The organism is Bradyrhizobium mercantei, from assembly GCF_001982635.1.
Lineage (GTDB): Bacteria > Pseudomonadota > Alphaproteobacteria > Rhizobiales > Xanthobacteraceae > Bradyrhizobium > Bradyrhizobium mercantei.
In genome coordinates, this window is record NZ_MKFI01000013.1 from 31,784 (window position 1) to 47,259 (window position 15,476).

At 64.6% G+C, this 15,476-nt stretch carries 16 protein-coding genes; 13 read left to right on the forward strand and 3 right to left on the reverse strand.

Features of this window, described 5'->3' with window-relative positions:
* Positions 1 to 93: 93 nt before the first annotated feature.
* Both BI327_RS39100 and BI327_RS39105 read left to right on the forward strand, forming a co-directional pair.
* Positions 94 to 915, forward strand: coding sequence for an ABC transporter ATP-binding protein (locus tag BI327_RS39100; RefSeq protein ID WP_076866972.1), 822 nt, complete (start codon positions 94 to 96; stop codon positions 913 to 915).
* Complete coding sequence (locus BI327_RS39105) at positions 915 to 1,700, forward strand: ABC transporter permease (protein ID WP_076866973.1); 786 nt, start codon at positions 915 to 917, stop codon at positions 1,698 to 1,700. The genes BI327_RS39100 and BI327_RS39105 overlap by 1 nt, the downstream gene beginning before the upstream one ends.
* Positions 1,701 to 1,775: 75 nt before the next feature.
* Here BI327_RS39105 and BI327_RS42105 read toward each other — a convergent pair whose 3' ends face one another.
* Positions 1,776 to 2,054: a hypothetical protein gene (locus tag BI327_RS42105; RefSeq protein WP_143271781.1), complete on the reverse strand. Its 279-nt coding sequence runs from the start codon at positions 2,052 to 2,054 to the stop codon at positions 1,776 to 1,778.
* A gap of 107 nt (positions 2,055 to 2,161) precedes the next feature.
* Positions 2,162 to 3,010, reverse strand: a complete 849-nt coding sequence (locus tag BI327_RS39110) for a helix-turn-helix transcriptional regulator (RefSeq protein ID WP_076866974.1) — start codon at positions 3,008 to 3,010, stop codon at positions 2,162 to 2,164.
* A 91-nt stretch (positions 3,011 to 3,101) separates the two neighbouring features.
* Between BI327_RS39110 and BI327_RS39115 the strand changes: the two genes are divergently transcribed.
* Positions 3,102 to 3,992, forward strand: a complete 891-nt coding sequence (locus BI327_RS39115; protein ID WP_076867018.1) for an SDR family oxidoreductase — start codon at positions 3,102 to 3,104, stop codon at positions 3,990 to 3,992.
* Positions 3,993 to 4,011: 19 nt separating this feature from the next.
* Positions 4,012 to 4,737, forward strand: coding sequence for an SDR family oxidoreductase (locus tag BI327_RS39120; RefSeq protein WP_210191247.1), 726 nt, complete (start codon positions 4,012 to 4,014; stop codon positions 4,735 to 4,737).
* A 109-nt stretch (positions 4,738 to 4,846) separates the two neighbouring features.
* Here BI327_RS39120 and BI327_RS39125 read toward each other — a convergent pair whose 3' ends face one another.
* Positions 4,847 to 6,172, reverse strand: a complete 1,326-nt coding sequence (locus BI327_RS39125; RefSeq protein WP_076866975.1) for a 4Fe-4S binding protein — start codon at positions 6,170 to 6,172, stop codon at positions 4,847 to 4,849.
* Between the two features lie 430 nt (positions 6,173 to 6,602).
* Between BI327_RS39125 and BI327_RS39130 the strand changes: the two genes are divergently transcribed.
* The 9 genes from BI327_RS39130 to BI327_RS39170 all read left to right on the forward strand — a co-directional run bounded on the left by BI327_RS39130 (position 6,603) and on the right by BI327_RS39170 (position 15,408).
* Positions 6,603 to 7,628: an ABC transporter substrate-binding protein gene (locus tag BI327_RS39130; protein WP_076866976.1), complete on the forward strand. Its 1,026-nt coding sequence runs from the start codon at positions 6,603 to 6,605 to the stop codon at positions 7,626 to 7,628.
* A gap of 59 nt (positions 7,629 to 7,687) precedes the next feature.
* Positions 7,688 to 8,389, forward strand: a complete 702-nt coding sequence (locus BI327_RS39135) for an NUDIX hydrolase (RefSeq protein ID WP_076867020.1) — start codon at positions 7,688 to 7,690, stop codon at positions 8,387 to 8,389.
* Positions 8,390 to 8,494: 105 nt separating this feature from the next.
* Complete coding sequence (locus tag BI327_RS39140) at positions 8,495 to 9,187, forward strand: glutathione S-transferase family protein (RefSeq protein ID WP_076866977.1); 693 nt, start codon at positions 8,495 to 8,497, stop codon at positions 9,185 to 9,187.
* Between the two features lie 195 nt (positions 9,188 to 9,382).
* Positions 9,383 to 10,693 (forward strand): ABC transporter substrate-binding protein, encoded by a 1,311-nt coding sequence (locus tag BI327_RS39145; protein ID WP_076866978.1) that lies wholly within the window; start codon positions 9,383 to 9,385, stop codon positions 10,691 to 10,693.
* A 236-nt stretch (positions 10,694 to 10,929) separates the two neighbouring features.
* On the forward strand, positions 10,930 to 11,703 hold the full coding sequence (locus tag BI327_RS39150) for an ABC transporter ATP-binding protein (protein ID WP_076866979.1): 774 nt from the start codon (positions 10,930 to 10,932) through the stop codon (positions 11,701 to 11,703).
* 5 nt (positions 11,704 to 11,708) lie between these two features.
* Positions 11,709 to 12,413, forward strand: a complete 705-nt coding sequence (locus BI327_RS39155) for an ABC transporter ATP-binding protein (RefSeq protein WP_076867021.1) — start codon at positions 11,709 to 11,711, stop codon at positions 12,411 to 12,413.
* Between the two features lie 187 nt (positions 12,414 to 12,600).
* Positions 12,601 to 13,482 carry a branched-chain amino acid ABC transporter permease gene (locus BI327_RS39160; RefSeq protein WP_076866980.1) on the forward strand — a complete coding sequence of 294 codons (882 nt, stop codon included), beginning with the start codon at positions 12,601 to 12,603 and terminating at the stop codon, positions 13,480 to 13,482.
* On the forward strand, positions 13,479 to 14,489 hold the full coding sequence (locus BI327_RS39165) for a branched-chain amino acid ABC transporter permease (protein WP_076866981.1): 1,011 nt from the start codon (positions 13,479 to 13,481) through the stop codon (positions 14,487 to 14,489). The genes BI327_RS39160 and BI327_RS39165 overlap by 4 nt, the downstream gene beginning before the upstream one ends.
* Entirely contained in the window at positions 14,455 to 15,408 is a 954-nt protein-coding gene (locus BI327_RS39170) for a polyphosphate kinase 2 family protein (RefSeq protein ID WP_076866982.1), read from the forward strand. Before BI327_RS39165 ends, BI327_RS39170 begins: the two co-directional genes overlap by 35 nt.
* The last annotated feature ends 68 nt before the right edge of the window (positions 15,409 to 15,476 follow it).

Below are 15,476 nucleotides of genomic sequence, written 5' to 3' on the forward strand. Positions count from 1 at the left end.
GTGACCGCCGCGTCAGCGGCCATATGCGCCATCTTCCTGCGTTGACTTGCCCGTTCAACCCGCTAAGCCATCCGGCAAATTGGGAGGCACGCGGTGGAGAATTCAGAGCCGACGGCGGTCGCGCTTGATAAGGCGACGGTGGCGTTTCGGTTGGCGGACGGACGCGTCTATACCGCGGTCGAGCAGGCCAATCTTGCGGTGGCGCATGGCGAGTTCGTCGCCATCGTCGGCCCGACCGGATGCGGAAAGTCGACGCTGCTCAACGTCACCGCGGGGCTGCTGAAACCGGCCGCCGGGTCGGCGCGGATCTTCGACAAGCCGCTGAACGGCCTCAACCGTGACGCCGGCTATCTGTTCCAGGCCGACGCGTTGTTCCCATGGAAGACCGCGATCGACAACGTCGCGATCGGGCTCGAGATCCGGGGCACGCCGCGCACCGAGGCTCTCTCGCGCGCGCAGAAATGGCTGACCTCGGTCGGGCTCGGTGCTTTCGCCAACCGCTATCCGCACATGCTGTCGGGCGGCCAGCGCAAGCGCGTCGCGCTGGCGCAGGTGTTGATCCGTGATCCGAAGATCCTCTTGATGGACGAGCCGTTCGGTCCGCTCGACGCCCAGACCCGGCAGATCATGGGCAATCTGCTCTTGGAATTGTGGAGTGCCGATCGCAAGGCGGTGCTGTTCGTCACCCATGATCTCGAGGAGGCGATCGCGCTGGCTGACCGGGTCGTGATCATGTCGGCCGGCCCTTCCGCGCGCATCATCGGCGATTGGCGCATCACGCTGCCGCGGCCGCGCGATATCGCCGAGGTCCGGATGGAGAAGGATTTCCATGCCCTGCACCGCGAGATCTGGGGTGTGCTGAAGGACGAGGTGATGAAGGGCTATGTCCAGTCGACCCAGGCGGGAGCCGCCTGATGTCGCGCATCACATTGCTGGCCCTGCAAGTTCTGGTCGCCGTCGTTACGCTGGCGCTGTGGCAGTTGTTTTCGACCGTGCCGGTGTTCGGCAAGGTGCTGCTGCCGCCGTTCTTCTTCTCCAATCCGGTCGACGTCTTCAGCCAGATTGTGAAGTGGTTCTCGAGCGGAGTGATCTGGAAGCATCTGGCGATCACGCTGTGGGAATCGATCCTCGCCTTCGTGATCGGCTCGGCCGGCGGCATCCTGGTCGGCTTCTGGTTTGCGCGGCAGCCGCGCGTCGCCGCGGTGTTCGATCCTTATGTGAAGATGGTCAACGCGCTGCCACGTGTGGTGCTGGCGCCGATCTTCGCGCTGTGGTTCGGGCTCGGCGTCTGGTCCAAGGTCGCGCTCGGCGTGACGCTGGTGTTCTTCATCGTGTTCTTCAACGTCTACCAGGGCGTCAAGGAAGTGCCGACCACGGTGCTCGATAACGGCCGCATGCTCGGCATGAACGAGCGGCAGCTGATGCGCCACGTCTACTGGCCGTCGGCGCTGTCCTGGATGTTCTCCTCGCTGCACACCTCGGTCGGCTTTGCGGTGGTCGGTGCCGTGGTCGGTGAGTATCTCGGCTCCGCCGCAGGTCTCGGCTATCTGATCCAGCAGGCTGAAGGGGTGTTCGACGTTGCCGGCGTATTCGCCGGCATGTTCGTGCTGTCGGCCTTCGTCATCCTGATCGACATGGGCGTGACGATGGTCGAGAAGCGGCTGCTGGTGTGGCGGCCGACCGCGGCGGCGAGAGACTAAGGGCGCGTCCATCGGACTGCAACATAAAGAGGCCGCCAACGTTGGCGGCCTCTTTGCATTCTCGATGCAAAAGCGTCAGGTCTTGTATCCCTGGCTGTGGCACCACCACGAAATGCCGTTGGTATCGTGGCCAAACTTGAGCAGGGATTCCCTACATTCGTTGAAGTTGTGGAAACGGTTGACGCCCTCTGGCCAGCAAACCACCGGCGTAGGATTGGGCCAGCTACTGGAGACGGAGCAGGGTACTCTCGAGGTTGCCTGTTTAGCGAGTGCGGGTTTGTTCTCAGCATTTGCGGGTGCAATCGACAAGATCGCGACAGCTAGACCCGCGACGAAGAGCGGCGAGGCTTTCATGGCTATCTTCTCCCATCCACCGTTGGGTCGGTGGTGGGGTACCTATACCAAAGGATGCGCCGAACTCGCGATACAATTCGTGTTTCGTTACGTGAACGCAGCCACGGTCACCTGCGTTCGGTCACTAGCGCCGCGTTCATCAGCCCGCGGATCTTATCCGTCACACCGGGGTCGACAGGATTGTAGACGATCATGCTGAGATCCGACCGGCCATCGACCGCGAACGCGGAATACTCGAACTTGACCGGGCCGAGGATCGGGTGCCGGAGCTGCTTGACGCCCTCGCCATGGGTGCGCACGTCGTTGTCGCGCCACAGCGCGGCGAATTCCGGGCTGAGCCGGCAGAGCTCATCGACGAACGGCTGCACCTCGGCGGCAGCACCGGCACGCGCGGCGTCGACCCTGAAGGCGCCGACCACGAAGCGCGCCACGCTTGCCCAGTCATGTTGCGCGGCGCGGACGCGCGGATCGAGGAACATGAAGCGGAGCACGTTGCGCTCGCGCGGCGGCAGCGATCCGTAGTCCGTCAGCATCACGGTCGCCGCCCGGTTCCAGGCCACGATGTCCCATGTCGCGGTCCGGATCACGGCGGGCTGCGGCTCCAGCGCGTCGAGCACGCGTTGCAGCCGCGGCGTGACGCCTTCGCTTTTTTGGTAGCGCACCTCGGGCGTGTGGCCGAGGCCAAGCAGGAACAGGTGCTCGCGCTCGACATCCGTCAGCATCAGCGCCCGCGCGATGCGGTCGAGCACATCGGCCGACGGCGCGCCGCCGCGGCCCTGTTCGAGCCAGGTGTACCAGGTGGCGCTGATGTTGGCGCGTTGCGCCACTTCCTCGCGGCGCAAGCCCGGCGTGCGGCGGCGCTCCGGCGGAAAGCCGAAGGTGGCGGGATCGAGCTTGCTGCGGCGGTCCTTCAGGTAGGCGCCGAGCAGGTTCTCATGCGCGAGCGGTTCGCTCATCCTGTTAGCCATTATACCATGATAAGGTCACTACTTTACCACGATAGCGTAACGACCCATTTGTCTCCAAGCAAAACCTGGAGACTTGCTGATGCGTGTGTTTGTCACTGGAGCCACCGGCTGGGTCGGCTCGGCCGTCACGAACGATCTGATTGCCGCCGGCCACAAGGTGCTCGGCATGACCCGTTCGGACAAGGGCGCGGAAGCGCTCGCTGCCGCCGGCGCCGAAGTTCACTACGGAACGCTGGAGGATCTCGACAGCCTGAAGAACGGCGCCGCGCAGGCCGATGCGGTGATCCACTGCGCCTTCAATCACGACTTTTCGCGGTTTGCCCAGAACTCCGAGCATGACCGGCGTGCGATCGAGACGTTCGGCGCGGTGCTTGCAGGATCGAACCGGCCGCTGATCACCACGTCGGGCGTCGCGACCATGGCGCAAGGCCGCGTCGCCACCGAGGAGGACGCGCCGCATCCGCCTTCGCCCGCCTTGCCGCGCATGACCGAAGCGGCCACGACCGAGGTGGCGGCGCGCGGCGTGCGCGCCGGCGTCGTCCGGCTCGCGCCGTCGGTGCACGGCCATGGCGATCACGGCTTCGTGCCGCGCCTCATCGCCATTGCGCGCGAGAAGGGCGTCTCCGCCTATGTGGGCGAAGGGCTCAATCGCTGGCCGGGCGTGCATCGCCTCGATGCGGCCCGCCTCTATCGTCTCGCGCTCGAGCGCGGCGTCGAAGGCGGCCCTTTCCATGCCATCGCCGACGAAGGCGTGCCGTTCAGGTCGATCGCCGAGGTGATTGCGCGCCGCTTGAACATTCCCCTGGTATCGAAGTCGCCGGAGGAAGCGCTCGCTCATTTCGGTTTCCTCGGCAGGTTCGCCGGTGCCGATGTGCCGGCGTCGAGCGCGCGGACGCGGTCGCGGCTCGATTGGCAGCCGCAGCAGCCCGGTCTGCTCGCCGACATCGATCACCCCGCTTATTTCGCTTGAGCGCCACGGAGAACCGGCCATGACGGGTGCCGTGATGTCGCTCGCCGGCAAACGCGTGATCGCAATCGGAGGATCGTCGGGGATCGGCTTCGCCGTCGCCGCGCTGGCGCAGGAGCGGGGCGCGGAGGTGGTGATCGCCTCCAGCAGTCAGGCCAATGTCGACGCGGCGGTGGCGCGGCTGCCGGGGGCTTCGGGCATGACCGTCGATCTGCGCGACGAGGCCGGCGTGTCGCGCTTCTTCGAAGACATCGGCGGCTTCGATCACCTCGCGATCACGGCAGGCGATCAGGGCCTGCCTGCGTTCGGCGCGGCGCGTGATCTCGATCTCGCTGCTGCACGCGAGGCTCTCACTCTGCGCTTCTGGGGTTCGCTCGCGGCGGTCAAGCACGGCAGCCGCGTGATCGCTGCGAACGGATCGATCACGCTGACCGGTGGCCTGCTGGCGCATCGCCCGCAAAAAGGCATGCCGTTCGTGACCGCGGCGGCGGGCGCTATGGAGAGCCTCGCCCGCGGCCTTGCCGTCGATCTTGCGCCGGTCCGCGTCAATGCCGTGTGCCCCGGGCTCATTCTCACCGAGCGCGTCGGGCAGATGCCGGAGGAGAGGGTGCACCGTTATGTGGCAGGCTTGCCGCTGCCGCGCGCCGCATCGCCGGACGAGGCCGCCACCGCCTACGTCTATCTGATGCTGAACAGCTACATCACCGGGCAGACCCTCGCGGTGGATGGCGGTGGTCTGTTGGTGTGAGCAACGCGCTTGGAGATCGTAGGGCGGATTAGCGCAAGCGTAATCCGCCGAGGTTCCGCAATGAAGATGGTGGGTTACGCCTTCGGCTAACCCACCCTACGCAGCTAGCCTAGAGCGGGAAGCACCGCATATAAGCCGCGAACAGCTTCTCGTCGTTAAAGCTCACGAGCTTTGATTCGATCGCGTCGGCAAGGTCGAGGTCGCGATTCTGCACGCGCAGCCATGCCTGCGCATCGGCGGTGATGGTCAGGGTCGCCTCTCCGACATGACGCCCAGGCACCACCTGAAGGTCCTTGCCCTTGATCGCGACCGTCATGTCGAGCGCGCTCGCGCCGGTGAAGCGCAGATGCGTGACGAAATCCAGGCCTCGCGCCCGGCCGCGCTGGAATCCGAGCGAGAGCGAGAAGATGTAGGCTTGGAGGCTGCCGGTATGGCGGCCGGACGTCACACGCTGCGCCTTCTTGTGCGGAAAGCGCCGCGTCACGGTGTCCTCGGCGTCGGTGTCGGGGATCACGTAGACGAACTCGTCCTTGTCGATCAGCGGCTGCACCACGTCTGCGAAATGCGCGTCGCGATCGTGCAGGAAGGGCCCGATCACGTCTTCGCCGGCCGGGCAGGCCGAGATGCAATAGGCCGCCTTGTAGCCCGGCTTGAACGACAGCGATTGCCAGATGTTCAGCGTCTCGGTGCGGGGAACACGGGCGCGATAGTCTTTTGCGTCCTTCGAATCCGCGACCTTCTCCACCCACTGGGTGAAGTTGCCGAGGAAGTCGTGATAATTGTGGGTGTGGCAGGACAGGAAATCGAAGCCGCCGTCCGGCTTGATGGCGCCGACCGGGCAGGCGGCGACGCACAGCTTGCATTCCAGGCAGGGGTTGTAGTCGATCGGCCCGTCATGGGCGTCGACCTCGCATCCGAGCAGCACGGTGCCGAGCAGGACGAAGCTGCCGAACTTCGGGTGGATGACGCTACGGTGGATGCCCATCCGCCCGAGCCCGGCTTCCACCGCAATCGGCTTGTGCTGGACCATCATGATCCTGGGCAGGTCCATCTCCATCGGGAAGGCGGCGACTGAATTGCAGGCCGGGATGCCGCGCGCATCGAGCGCGCGCACGATCGCGCGTGCGGTTTCGTTGACGTGGTCGTAGGTGCCGTGGAATTCCTCGTTGGCGACCGAGCGCGACGGCGAGCGCACCGGCTCGCGGTTCATGTGGCAGGCGATCGCGAGCAGGGAGCGCGTCCGGCCGTAGACCTTGCGGATGAAGTCGCGCTGCGGCGCGATGGCGGCGCGCTCGAACTCGATGATGCCGACGTCGTCGGCGCCGCACTCCCGCGCGATCTGCTTGATGACGTCAGATGAAACCGGGGCGTCGTGGACCGGCCGGCTGCTGCGCGCACGCACGGCCCTGACCGTGGGGTGATCGTCCAGGCTCATGGTCCTGCTCTCCATGAAATGACGATCGTCATATTATGGAGCGGCGAGACGCGAGGCAAGTGAATTATATGTCAATTGTCATGTAATGGAACCGACGCGCGCGGGCCGCGCCTCTCCGTCATTGCGAGCGAAGCGAAGCAATCCCCTCTCCGCATGTGCAGACCGATGGATTGCTTCGTCGCTTCAGCGCAAGATTGCTTTGCAATTTTGTCGCGAGCTCTTCGCTAACGACGGCGGAAGCATCGCCGGAAGAGATGTAGGTTGGGTGTCAATCCAGCATGTTCGCCTTGAGGCATTCTTGGCGCTTCTTCGGCTTTTCCAGTATTCGCAATGCTATGCTGCCGCCGCAGGCTTGGCCAGTTATCGGAAAGTCGCCTTCTCAAGCCTGGCCTCCTCCTCTATCTTGCCGGGCAGTCGAACGGAGGACGTCATGAACAAATGGCTTGGCAGGCTTGCCGGAACGCTGCTGGCGCTGACCCTGTCCACGGGTTTTGCCGCGGCGCAAAGCAAGATCACCATCGCGGTCGGGGGCGGCGCCTGCCTGTGCTATCTGCCCACCGTGCTGGCCAAGCAGCTCGGCGAATATGACAAGGCCGGGCTTGCGGTCGAGCTGGTCGACCTCAAGGGTGGCTCGGATGCGCTGAAGGCCGTGCTCGGCGGCAGCGCCGACGTCGTCTCCGGCTATTTCGACCATTGCGTCAATATCGCCGCCAAGAAGCAGGAGATGCAGGCCTTCGTGGTCTATGACCGCTATCCCGGCCTGGTGCTGGTGGTGTCGCCGAAGCACACCGGCGAGATCAACTCGATCAAGGATCTTGCCGGCAAGAAGGTCGGCGTCAGCGCGCCGGGCTCCTCGACCGATTTCTTCCTGAAATATCTCCTGAAGAAGAACGGCCTCGATCCGGCCGGCACCGCCGTGATCGGCGTCGGCCTCGGCGCCACCGCGGTGGCGGCGATGGAGCAGGGCCAGATCGATGCAGCCGTGATGCTCGATCCGTCCGTCACCGTGCTGCAAGGCAGCCACAAGGACCTCAAGATCCTCAGCGATACCCGCACCCAGCACGACACGCTCGCGGTGTTCGGCGGCGAGTATCCGGGCGGCGCGCTCTATTCGACCACGGCCTGGGTCAATGGCCACGAGAAGGAGGTGCAGGCGCTGACCAATGCGATCATGGCGACGCTTGCCTGGATCCATTCGCATTCCGCCGAGGACATCATGGCCAAGATGCCGGAAGACCTCGTCGGCAAGAACAAGGAGCAGTATCTGGCCGCGCTGAAGAACACGATCCCGATGTACTCGGAAACCGGCAAGATGGATCCCAAGGGCGCCGAAGCCGTGCTTGCCGTGTTCAGCGAAGGCTCGCCTGATGTCGCGAAGGCCGGCATCGACGTCACCAAGACCTACACCAACAAGTTCGTCGATCAGGTCAAGAAGACGACCGGGAACGCGAAGTAAGGCATGATCCGCAAAAGTGTGACGCGGTTTTGCGAAGAGATCATGCCCAAATGAAGGACATGGAGTCTCCACTCATTTGCCGCGTCACTGCGCTCGACCTCGCATTGGCGCGGCGTCCCTGGCCGTTCGCCGACCAGCGGCGCGCCGAGATCGACGCGCATTTCGCCGAGCAGCAGCGGCTGAACCCGAACCTGTGGAACGGCCGCGTCCTGCTCGGGCGCGATCCGGTGTTTGCCGGCGATCGGCTCAGCGCCAGCTATTTCGAGACCGATTTCGCAAGCTTCCTGGCCTGGCGCGACTGGGGCTTTCCGGACCGGGAGGTGTTCAACGGCTTCGGCATGGGCGCGCTGCTCGCAAGCGACGGCGCCTTCGTGTGCGGGGTGATGGGCGAGCAGACGGCCAACGCCGGACGCATCTACTTTCCCTCCGGCACGCCCGATCTTGACGACATCAGGGGCGAGACGGTGGATATCGCCGGCAGCGTGATGCGCGAGCTCGAGGAGGAGACCGGCCTTACGGCAGCGGATTGCCATGGCGATGCCGACTGGCATTGCATCTACACCGGCGTCGCGCTGGCGATGATGCAGATCCTGCGTGTCGATATGCCCGGTGATGCGCTGCGCGCGAAGATCGAGGCCAACCTCGCGCGCCAGCAGAACCCCGAACTTGCCGGCATCCATCTGGTGCGCAGCCGCGCCGATCTCACCCCCGCCATGCCGCGCTTCGTCACCGCGTTCATCGAAACGCAGCTGCCGGCCTAGGGCGTGTACGTGCCGTTGTTCTGTCCTGACGGAGCTTAGCCGCCTGACGTTTCCAATCGACCGGTTTTGCGGTAGCCTGCCGCCAGTCCTGAACGTGGAGCCGCCATGCTCACGCTCTATTCCTATCCGCCGTTGTTCGGCGTCGCCGACAACAATGGTTATGGCCTGAAGGTCTTCGCGTTCCTGAAGCTCGCCGGCGTGCCGTTCCGGCACGAGCACATTTTTGATGCGTCGAAGGCGCCGCGCCAGCAATTGCCCTATATCGTCGATGGCGACGATACTGTCGGCGACAGCGAGACCATCCTCGGCTATGTCACCGGAAAATATGGCGTGACGCTGGATGCCGCGCTGACGCCGGCGCAGCGCACGACCAATCTCCTGGTCACGCGGACGCTCGACGATCTCTACTGGGTGATGTCCTATTCGCGCTGGCAGGACGAGCGCTACTGGACCCAGTTCCGCGATGCGCTCAAGCGCGAGCATCCGGGCCTCACCGACGACGGCTTGATGAAGGCCAAGGAGTTCAACGCCCGGCGCTATTATTACCAGGGCATCGGCCGCTTCGAGCCGGACGCCGCGATGGCCCGCGGGCTCGCCGATCTCACGGCATTGGCGAGCTTGATCCCGGCGCACGGCTATGTGCACGGCGACAGGCCGACGGCCATCGACGCCGGCATTTATGGCTTCGTGGCCAACATCTACTTCTACGACATCGAGACGCCGTTGAAGACATTCGTGGTCTCGCACGACGCTTTGGTCCGGCATTGCCGTGCCATCCACGTGGCCGTCAGCATGTGAGCTTTTGAGGGCGAGGCGGATCCGGAATTATCAGGGCTCGTCCTGATGCCGCGCGTCGGCACCGTTCCGCCGAAACTTTGCGCAAGCCTGCGCCGTGGCGACGCAGCCATCGCGCTTGACATCATCGGTCGCTCCCCCTGTGATAGGGCGGCACGAAAACAAAAAATGCAGTGCACAATCTCTGGGGAGGGATTCATGCCGGTCAGGAGGGTCGCCCGCTGGCTCGCGGGTCTGTCTGTCGCGCTCGCCGCATTGGGGGTGGCTGCGCCAACGCAGGCGCAGGACAAGAAGATCAAGATCGGTGTGATCTTCGATCTGACCGGCCCCTTGGCCGGCGGCGGCTCCGAGCTGCAATATACCGGCGTCAAGATCATGCTCGACCATTACGCCAAGACCGGCGTCGAGGGGTACAAGGTCGAGGCGGTCTATGCCGACGCCCAGAGCAAGCCCGACATCGCCATCAACGAGGCCGTCCGCCTGCTCGAGCAGGAGAAGGTCGACATGGTGATGGGCTTCTTCTCCTCGGCACAATGCGTGCCGGTGGCGGCCCGGGTCGACCAGATGAAGAAATTCATGTGGATCACGACCTGCATCTCGTCGGGTGTGTTCGACGGCAAGAACTACAAATACGTGTTCCGCCCGCAGGCCGCCGGCAACCAGTACGGCATGATGACGACCGACTTCATCGCGCAATATTCGCTGTCCAAGTTCGGTAAGGAGCCGAAGGACCTGCGCGTTGCGATCATCCATGAGGACGGCGCCTATGGCGTCGACGTCTCCAAGGGCAACGAGGCCGGCGCGAAGAAGGCCGGCTTCAACATCGTGCTCAAGGAGGGCTATTCGGCGACCGCGCCGGATTTGTCGGCGCTGGTCACCAAGCTGAAGCGCGCCAAGCCCGACGTGATCTTCCACACCGGCTACAATCCGGACATCACCCTGCTGTTCCGGCAGGCGCGTGAGCAGGGGCTCAAGTTCGGCGCCATCGTCGGCCACGGCGCGGGCTATGGCGTCTATGAGAAGCTGAAGGAAGGCCTCGGCGCCGATGCCAACTATCTCTTCAACACCGATCCGATCTCGATCTGGCTTGCCAACCAGAAAGGCATGGACCCGAAGCTGCCGCCGGTCATCAAGATGGTCGGCGAGGAGTTCGACAAGCTCAAGCCCGGCGTGCCGATCCGCTCCGCCCATGTCGGCATCGGCGCGGCCAACGCCTATGTCTTCCTCGACGACGTGCTGCCGCGTGCGATCAAGAAGTATGGCGGCGTCGATCCGGATGCGCTGCGCAAGGCCGCGCTCGATACCGACATTCCCGAAGGCGGCACCATGCTCGGCTACGGCGTGAAGTTCTACGGCGAGGGAGAGCAGTACGCCGGGCAGAACGCGCGCTCGTTCCCGGTGGTGCTGCAATATATCGACGACAAATCCTATGTGGTGTGGCCGAAGAGCCAGATGCAGCGCGAGACCGTGCTGCCGCTGCCGGCCGGCACGACGTACAGCTACAAATAGCCAGAGCAAGATGAGATCAGGTCGAACAGCAGCCGCGAAAGAACTGCGCGCCCTCTCCGGCTTGCGGGCAGCGCTATCTGATATGCGCGCGATCCCTCCACAAACTCGTCATGCCCGGCCTTGTGCCGGGCATCCACGTCTTGGTTTCCGCGTGAGAAAGACGTGGATGGCCGGGACAAGCCCGGCCATGACGCATTTGGAAATGGCCGCGATCTAACGCAGCGAAAGGGACCGCCGTGCTCGCCGTGGAAGGCCTGGTCAAGCGGTTTGGCGGCTTTCGCGCCGTCAACAACGTGTCGTTCCGCGTCGAGCAGGGCGAGATCCTCGGCCTGATCGGCCCGAACGGCTCGGGCAAGAGCACGATCTTCAACATGCTGTCGGGGACGTTGCCGCCGACCGAGGGCTCGATCCTGTTCGACGGCCGCGAGATCGCGGGTCTCGCGCCGCACCGGATTATCGTCGGCGGCATCGGCCGCACGTTCCAGATCCCGCGACCGTTCCATCGCCTCAGCATTTTCGAGAACGTCGTGCTCGCCGGCTTCTACGGTCAGGGCCGCCACAGCCGCGCCAAGGCCGAGGAGGCGGCTGAGCGCGCGCTCGCGATGGTCGGGCTGCCGACCGATCGCCACAGCAGCGTCGAGGGTCTCGGCGCCGCCGGTTTGAAGAAGCTTGAGCTCGCCAAGGCGCTCGCCACCGGCCCGAAGCTTCTGCTCGCCGACGAAAGCCTCGGCGGCCTCGATGAGGCCGAGATGGACCAGGCCGCCGACATGCTGCGCCGGATCCGCGACGAGCTCGGCATCACCATCATCTGGGTCGAGCACATCATGGGCGTCCTGATGCGCGTGGTCGACCGCGTGATGGTGCTGGATCACGGCGAGAAGATCGCCGAGGGCTTGCCGGCCGATGTCGCCGGCGACACAAAAGTGATCGAGGTCTATCTCGGCACTGATGCGGACGCGAGCCTGGCGGCTGCGGCCGCGGCGCAAGCGCGCCGCCGGATCGGGGCATGAACGGCATGCTGGAATTGAAGTCGATCGATGCGGGCTATGGCAGTTTCCAGGCGCTGTTCGACGTCAGCCTCGACGTCAGGGCGGGTGAGGCGGTCGGCGTGATCGGCCCGAACGGCGCCGGCAAGACCACGTTGATGCGGGTGATCTCCGGATTGATCCGGCCGATCAGGGGCAGCATCGCGATGGAAGGCACCGACGTCGTCGCAACCCCGCCGCATCGCATCGTCAGCCTCGGGATCGCGCATGTGCCGGAAAATCGCCGGCTGTTCCCGCGGCTCACGGTCGCGGATAATCTCAAGATGGGCGCCTTCATGCCGGGCGCCCGCGCGCATTACGCCGAGCGGCTGGAGTTCGTGTTCGAGCTGTTCCCCCGGCTGAAGGAGCGGTTGCAGCAGATGGCCGGCACGATGTCGGGCGGCGAGCAGCAGATGTGCGCGATCGGCCGCGCGCTGATGTCGAACCCGAAGCTGCTGCTGCTTGACGAGCCGTCGGCTGGCCTGGCGCCGGTCGTGGTGCAGCAGGTGTTCGAGCTGGTCAAGCGCATCCGCGCCTCGGGACTGACGGTCCTGATCGTCGAGCAGAACGTGCAGCAGGTGCTGCGCGTGGTCGACCGCGCCTATCTGCTGGAAGCCGGCTCGATCCGCGCCGCTGGCTCCGCGGCGGAGCTTGCCGCCAGCGACACCATCAAGCAGGCGTATCTGGGGGTGTAGGGGATGAAGACGATATCGGAACGTGTTGCGGCGTCGGCGGTTCACCTCTCCCCCTGTGGGAGAGGTCGGATCGCATCGTCAGATGCGATCCGGGTGAGGGGTTACGCTCTCACGTGGGACCTGTTGCCCTCACCCGGCGCTGCGCGCCGACCTCTCCCCGACGGGGAGAGGTAAGAGAGAGGTAGCCATGCAATCCTTCCTCGACATCTTCGACATCTACCTGCTGGAGGCCGTCATCAACGGCATCCTGCTCGGCGGCGTGCTGGCGCTGCTCGCGCTCGGGCTCAATCTGATCTTCGGCGTCATCGACGTCACCTGGATCTGCTACGCCGAGCTCGTGATGATCGGCATGTACGGCATGTACTATCTGGTGCAGGTCTTCCATTTGCCGTACTGGGCCGCCGCGCCGCTGGTCATCCTGCTGGTGGCGCTGCTAGGGGCCGCGTTGCATTTCTTCGTCATCGCGCCGCTGCTGACCGCGCCGCCGATCAACCAGCTGCTCGCCACCGGCGGCGTGCTGTTCATCCTGCAGAGCTTCGCCACCGTCGCCTTCGGCATCGACTTCCGCAATCTCGGCATCCGCCTGCCGGTGCTGGCGCTCGGCGAGATGAATTTCAGCTACGCGCGATTGCTGTCGTTTGCGGCCGCACTCATCGGCATGGTCTGCGTCTATCTGTTCCTGACCCGCACCTTCACCGGCACCGCGATCCGCGCCATCGCGCAGGACCGCCAGATCATGCCGCTGATGGGCGTCGATCCCAAGCGCATCTATCTCGTCACCTCGGCGATCGGCGGCGGGCTCGCCGGCCTCGCCGCGTGCCTCCTGGTGCTGCAATACGACGTGCATCCGTTCGTCGGCCTGTCGTTCGGGCCGATCACCTTCCTGATCTGCGTGCTCGGGGGCTTAGGCAATTTCATCGGCGGCTTCATCGCCGCCTTCGTGTTCGCCGAGATCATCTCGCTTGGCGGCCTGTTCTCCGACCTCGAATGGGGCTACGTGCTGGCCTTCGCCTTCTTCATCGTGATGATGTTCATCCGGCCCGCGGGCCTGCTCGCGAGGCGCTCGTGAACAGGCAGGCCGCCTTCTGGATCATCGCGCTGCTCGCGCTCATCGCGCTGCCCTTCGTGCACCGCGATCCCTATCATTTGCACGTGCTGGTGCTGATCCTGATCTGGTCGTTCGCCTACACCTCATGGTCGATCATGGGCCGCTTCGGGCTGGTTTCGCTCGGCCATGGCGGCTTCATGGGCATCGGCGCCTATGTCACCGCGCTGCTCTGGAACCACCTCGGCGTCTCGCCCTGGATCGGCATCCCCGTGAGCATGGCGACCGCGGGCGTGCTCGCGCTGATCGTCGCCTATCCCTGCTTCCGCTTCCGCATCACCGGCCACTATTTCGTGCTGGTGACGCTCGCGCTGTCCGGCATCGTGCTCCAGGTCATCACCGCGACCCGCGACTATACCGGCGGCTCGCTCGGCTACACGCCGCAGCGCGCCCAGAGCGGCAAGGGGCTGCTCGCGCTGCAATTCGACGACAAGACCACCTGGTACCTGATCGCGCTCGCGGTGTGGGTCGTGGGCCTCGTGATCTGGCGCGCGATCGACCGCAGCATGATCCGTCACGCCATGGAGGCGATCTCGGAGGATGAGGACGCCGCGGCCGCAGCCGGCGTCAACGTCACCGCCGAGAAGCTCAAGATCACCCTGATCAGCGCGCTGATGACCGCGCTGTCAGGCGCGCTGTATTGCCAGTACCAGATGTTCATCTCGCCGGACACCGTGAGCGGCATTGCCGTCTCCTTGCAGATGGTGTTCGCGGCGATCGTCGGCGGCGTCTATGTCGCGCTGGGGCCGACGGTCGGCGCCGTCATCACCATCGTGCTGGCCGAGGTGCTGCGCATCTCGTTCGGCACCAAGGCGGTCGGCTGGGACAACCTGGTCTATGGCGTGCTGCTGGTGCTGTTCATCATCTTCCTGCCCAAGGGCATTCTTGGTAGCGTGATCGACAGGATCAAATCGCCACGCAAGCCGTTGAGAGGCCATGAGCAACAAACCGTCCCCATCGCTCGCCGATGAACTGAAGCCCTTCATCGCGCCGTTTCGCTTCGACGGGAGTGGCGAATTTCACCTCAAATCGTATCCGACCGCCGAGAAGGGCGGCATCGACAAGGACGCCGGCGGCAAGATCATCGAGGCCAACCGCAAGCGGCTCAACGATTTCCAGGAGAAGCTCTACGCCCAGGACCGCTGGTCGGTGCTTTTGATCTTCCAGGGCATGGATGCCGCCGGCAAGGATAGTGCGATCAAGAGCGTGTTCGAGGGCGTCAACCCGCAGGGCTGCGAGGTCTCCTCCTTCAAGCAGCCGTCGAGCCGGGAGCTCGATCACGACTACATGTGGCGCGCGATGGTCGCGCTGCCGGAGCGCGGCCGCATCGGCATCTTCAACCGCTCCTATTACGAGGAGTGCCTGGTGGTGCGGGTGCATCCCGAGGTGCTCGGCAAGCAGAAGATCCCGAAGAAGCTCGTGACCGAGAACATCTGGCGCGAGCGCTTCGAGGACATCTCTTCGATCGAACGCTATCTGTCGCGCAACGGCACCATGATCCTGAAATTCTTCCTGCACGTCTCCAAGGAGGAGCAACGCCAGCGCTTCCTCGACCGGCTCGAGGAGCCCGCCAAGAACTGGAAGTTCTCGATGGCCGACATCTCCGAGCGCGCGCTGTGGGCCAAGTATCAAGCCGCCTATCAGGACATGATCCACCACACCGCGACCAGGGAAGCGCCCTGGCACATCGTGCCCGCCGACCACAAATGGTTCGCCCGCGTCGTGATCGGCTCGACCATCGTCAACGCGCTCGACAGACTCGACCTGAAATTCCCCGAGGTCGACAAGGCCGAGCTCAGCGAGTTCAAGCGCGTCCGCGCCGCGCTGGAGGCGGAAGGCAAGGGCGGGGCGGTGGAGAAGGCAACGAAGAAGGAGGCCGCGAAGAAGTAGCGGATGAAGAAGTAAGGCCGCGCTTCCTCTCACTCACTGCGTAAGGTGAGCAAGCTCGTCAGGCTCCC

Bases quoted from the DNA above. Each gene is read 5' to 3' on its own strand.
- BI327_RS39105 (WP_076866973.1), top strand. From the start codon at position 915: ATGTCGCGCATCACATTGCTGGCCCTGCAAGTTCTGGTCGCCGTCGTT.
- BI327_RS42105 (WP_143271781.1), bottom strand. From the start codon at position 2,054: ATGAAAGCCTCGCCGCTCTTCGTCGCGGGTCTAGCTGTCGCGATCTTG.
- BI327_RS39110 (WP_076866974.1), bottom strand. From the start codon at position 3,010: ATGAGCGAACCGCTCGCGCATGAGAACCTGCTCGGCGCCTACCTGAAG.
- BI327_RS39115 (WP_076867018.1), top strand. From the start codon at position 3,102: ATGCGTGTGTTTGTCACTGGAGCCACCGGCTGGGTCGGCTCGGCCGTC.
- BI327_RS39120 (WP_210191247.1), top strand. From the start codon at position 4,012: ATGACGGGTGCCGTGATGTCGCTCGCCGGCAAACGCGTGATCGCAATC.
- BI327_RS39125 (WP_076866975.1), bottom strand. From the start codon at position 6,172: ATGAGCCTGGACGATCACCCCACGGTCAGGGCCGTGCGTGCGCGCAGC.
- BI327_RS39130 (WP_076866976.1), top strand. From the start codon at position 6,603: ATGAACAAATGGCTTGGCAGGCTTGCCGGAACGCTGCTGGCGCTGACC.
- BI327_RS39135 (WP_076867020.1), top strand. From the start codon at position 7,688: ATGGAGTCTCCACTCATTTGCCGCGTCACTGCGCTCGACCTCGCATTG.
- BI327_RS39140 (WP_076866977.1), top strand. From the start codon at position 8,495: ATGCTCACGCTCTATTCCTATCCGCCGTTGTTCGGCGTCGCCGACAAC.
- BI327_RS39145 (WP_076866978.1), top strand. From the start codon at position 9,383: ATGCCGGTCAGGAGGGTCGCCCGCTGGCTCGCGGGTCTGTCTGTCGCG.
- BI327_RS39155 (WP_076867021.1), top strand. From the start codon at position 11,709: ATGCTGGAATTGAAGTCGATCGATGCGGGCTATGGCAGTTTCCAGGCG.
- BI327_RS39160 (WP_076866980.1), top strand. From the start codon at position 12,601: ATGCAATCCTTCCTCGACATCTTCGACATCTACCTGCTGGAGGCCGTC.
- BI327_RS39170 (WP_076866982.1), top strand. From the start codon at position 14,455: ATGAGCAACAAACCGTCCCCATCGCTCGCCGATGAACTGAAGCCCTTC.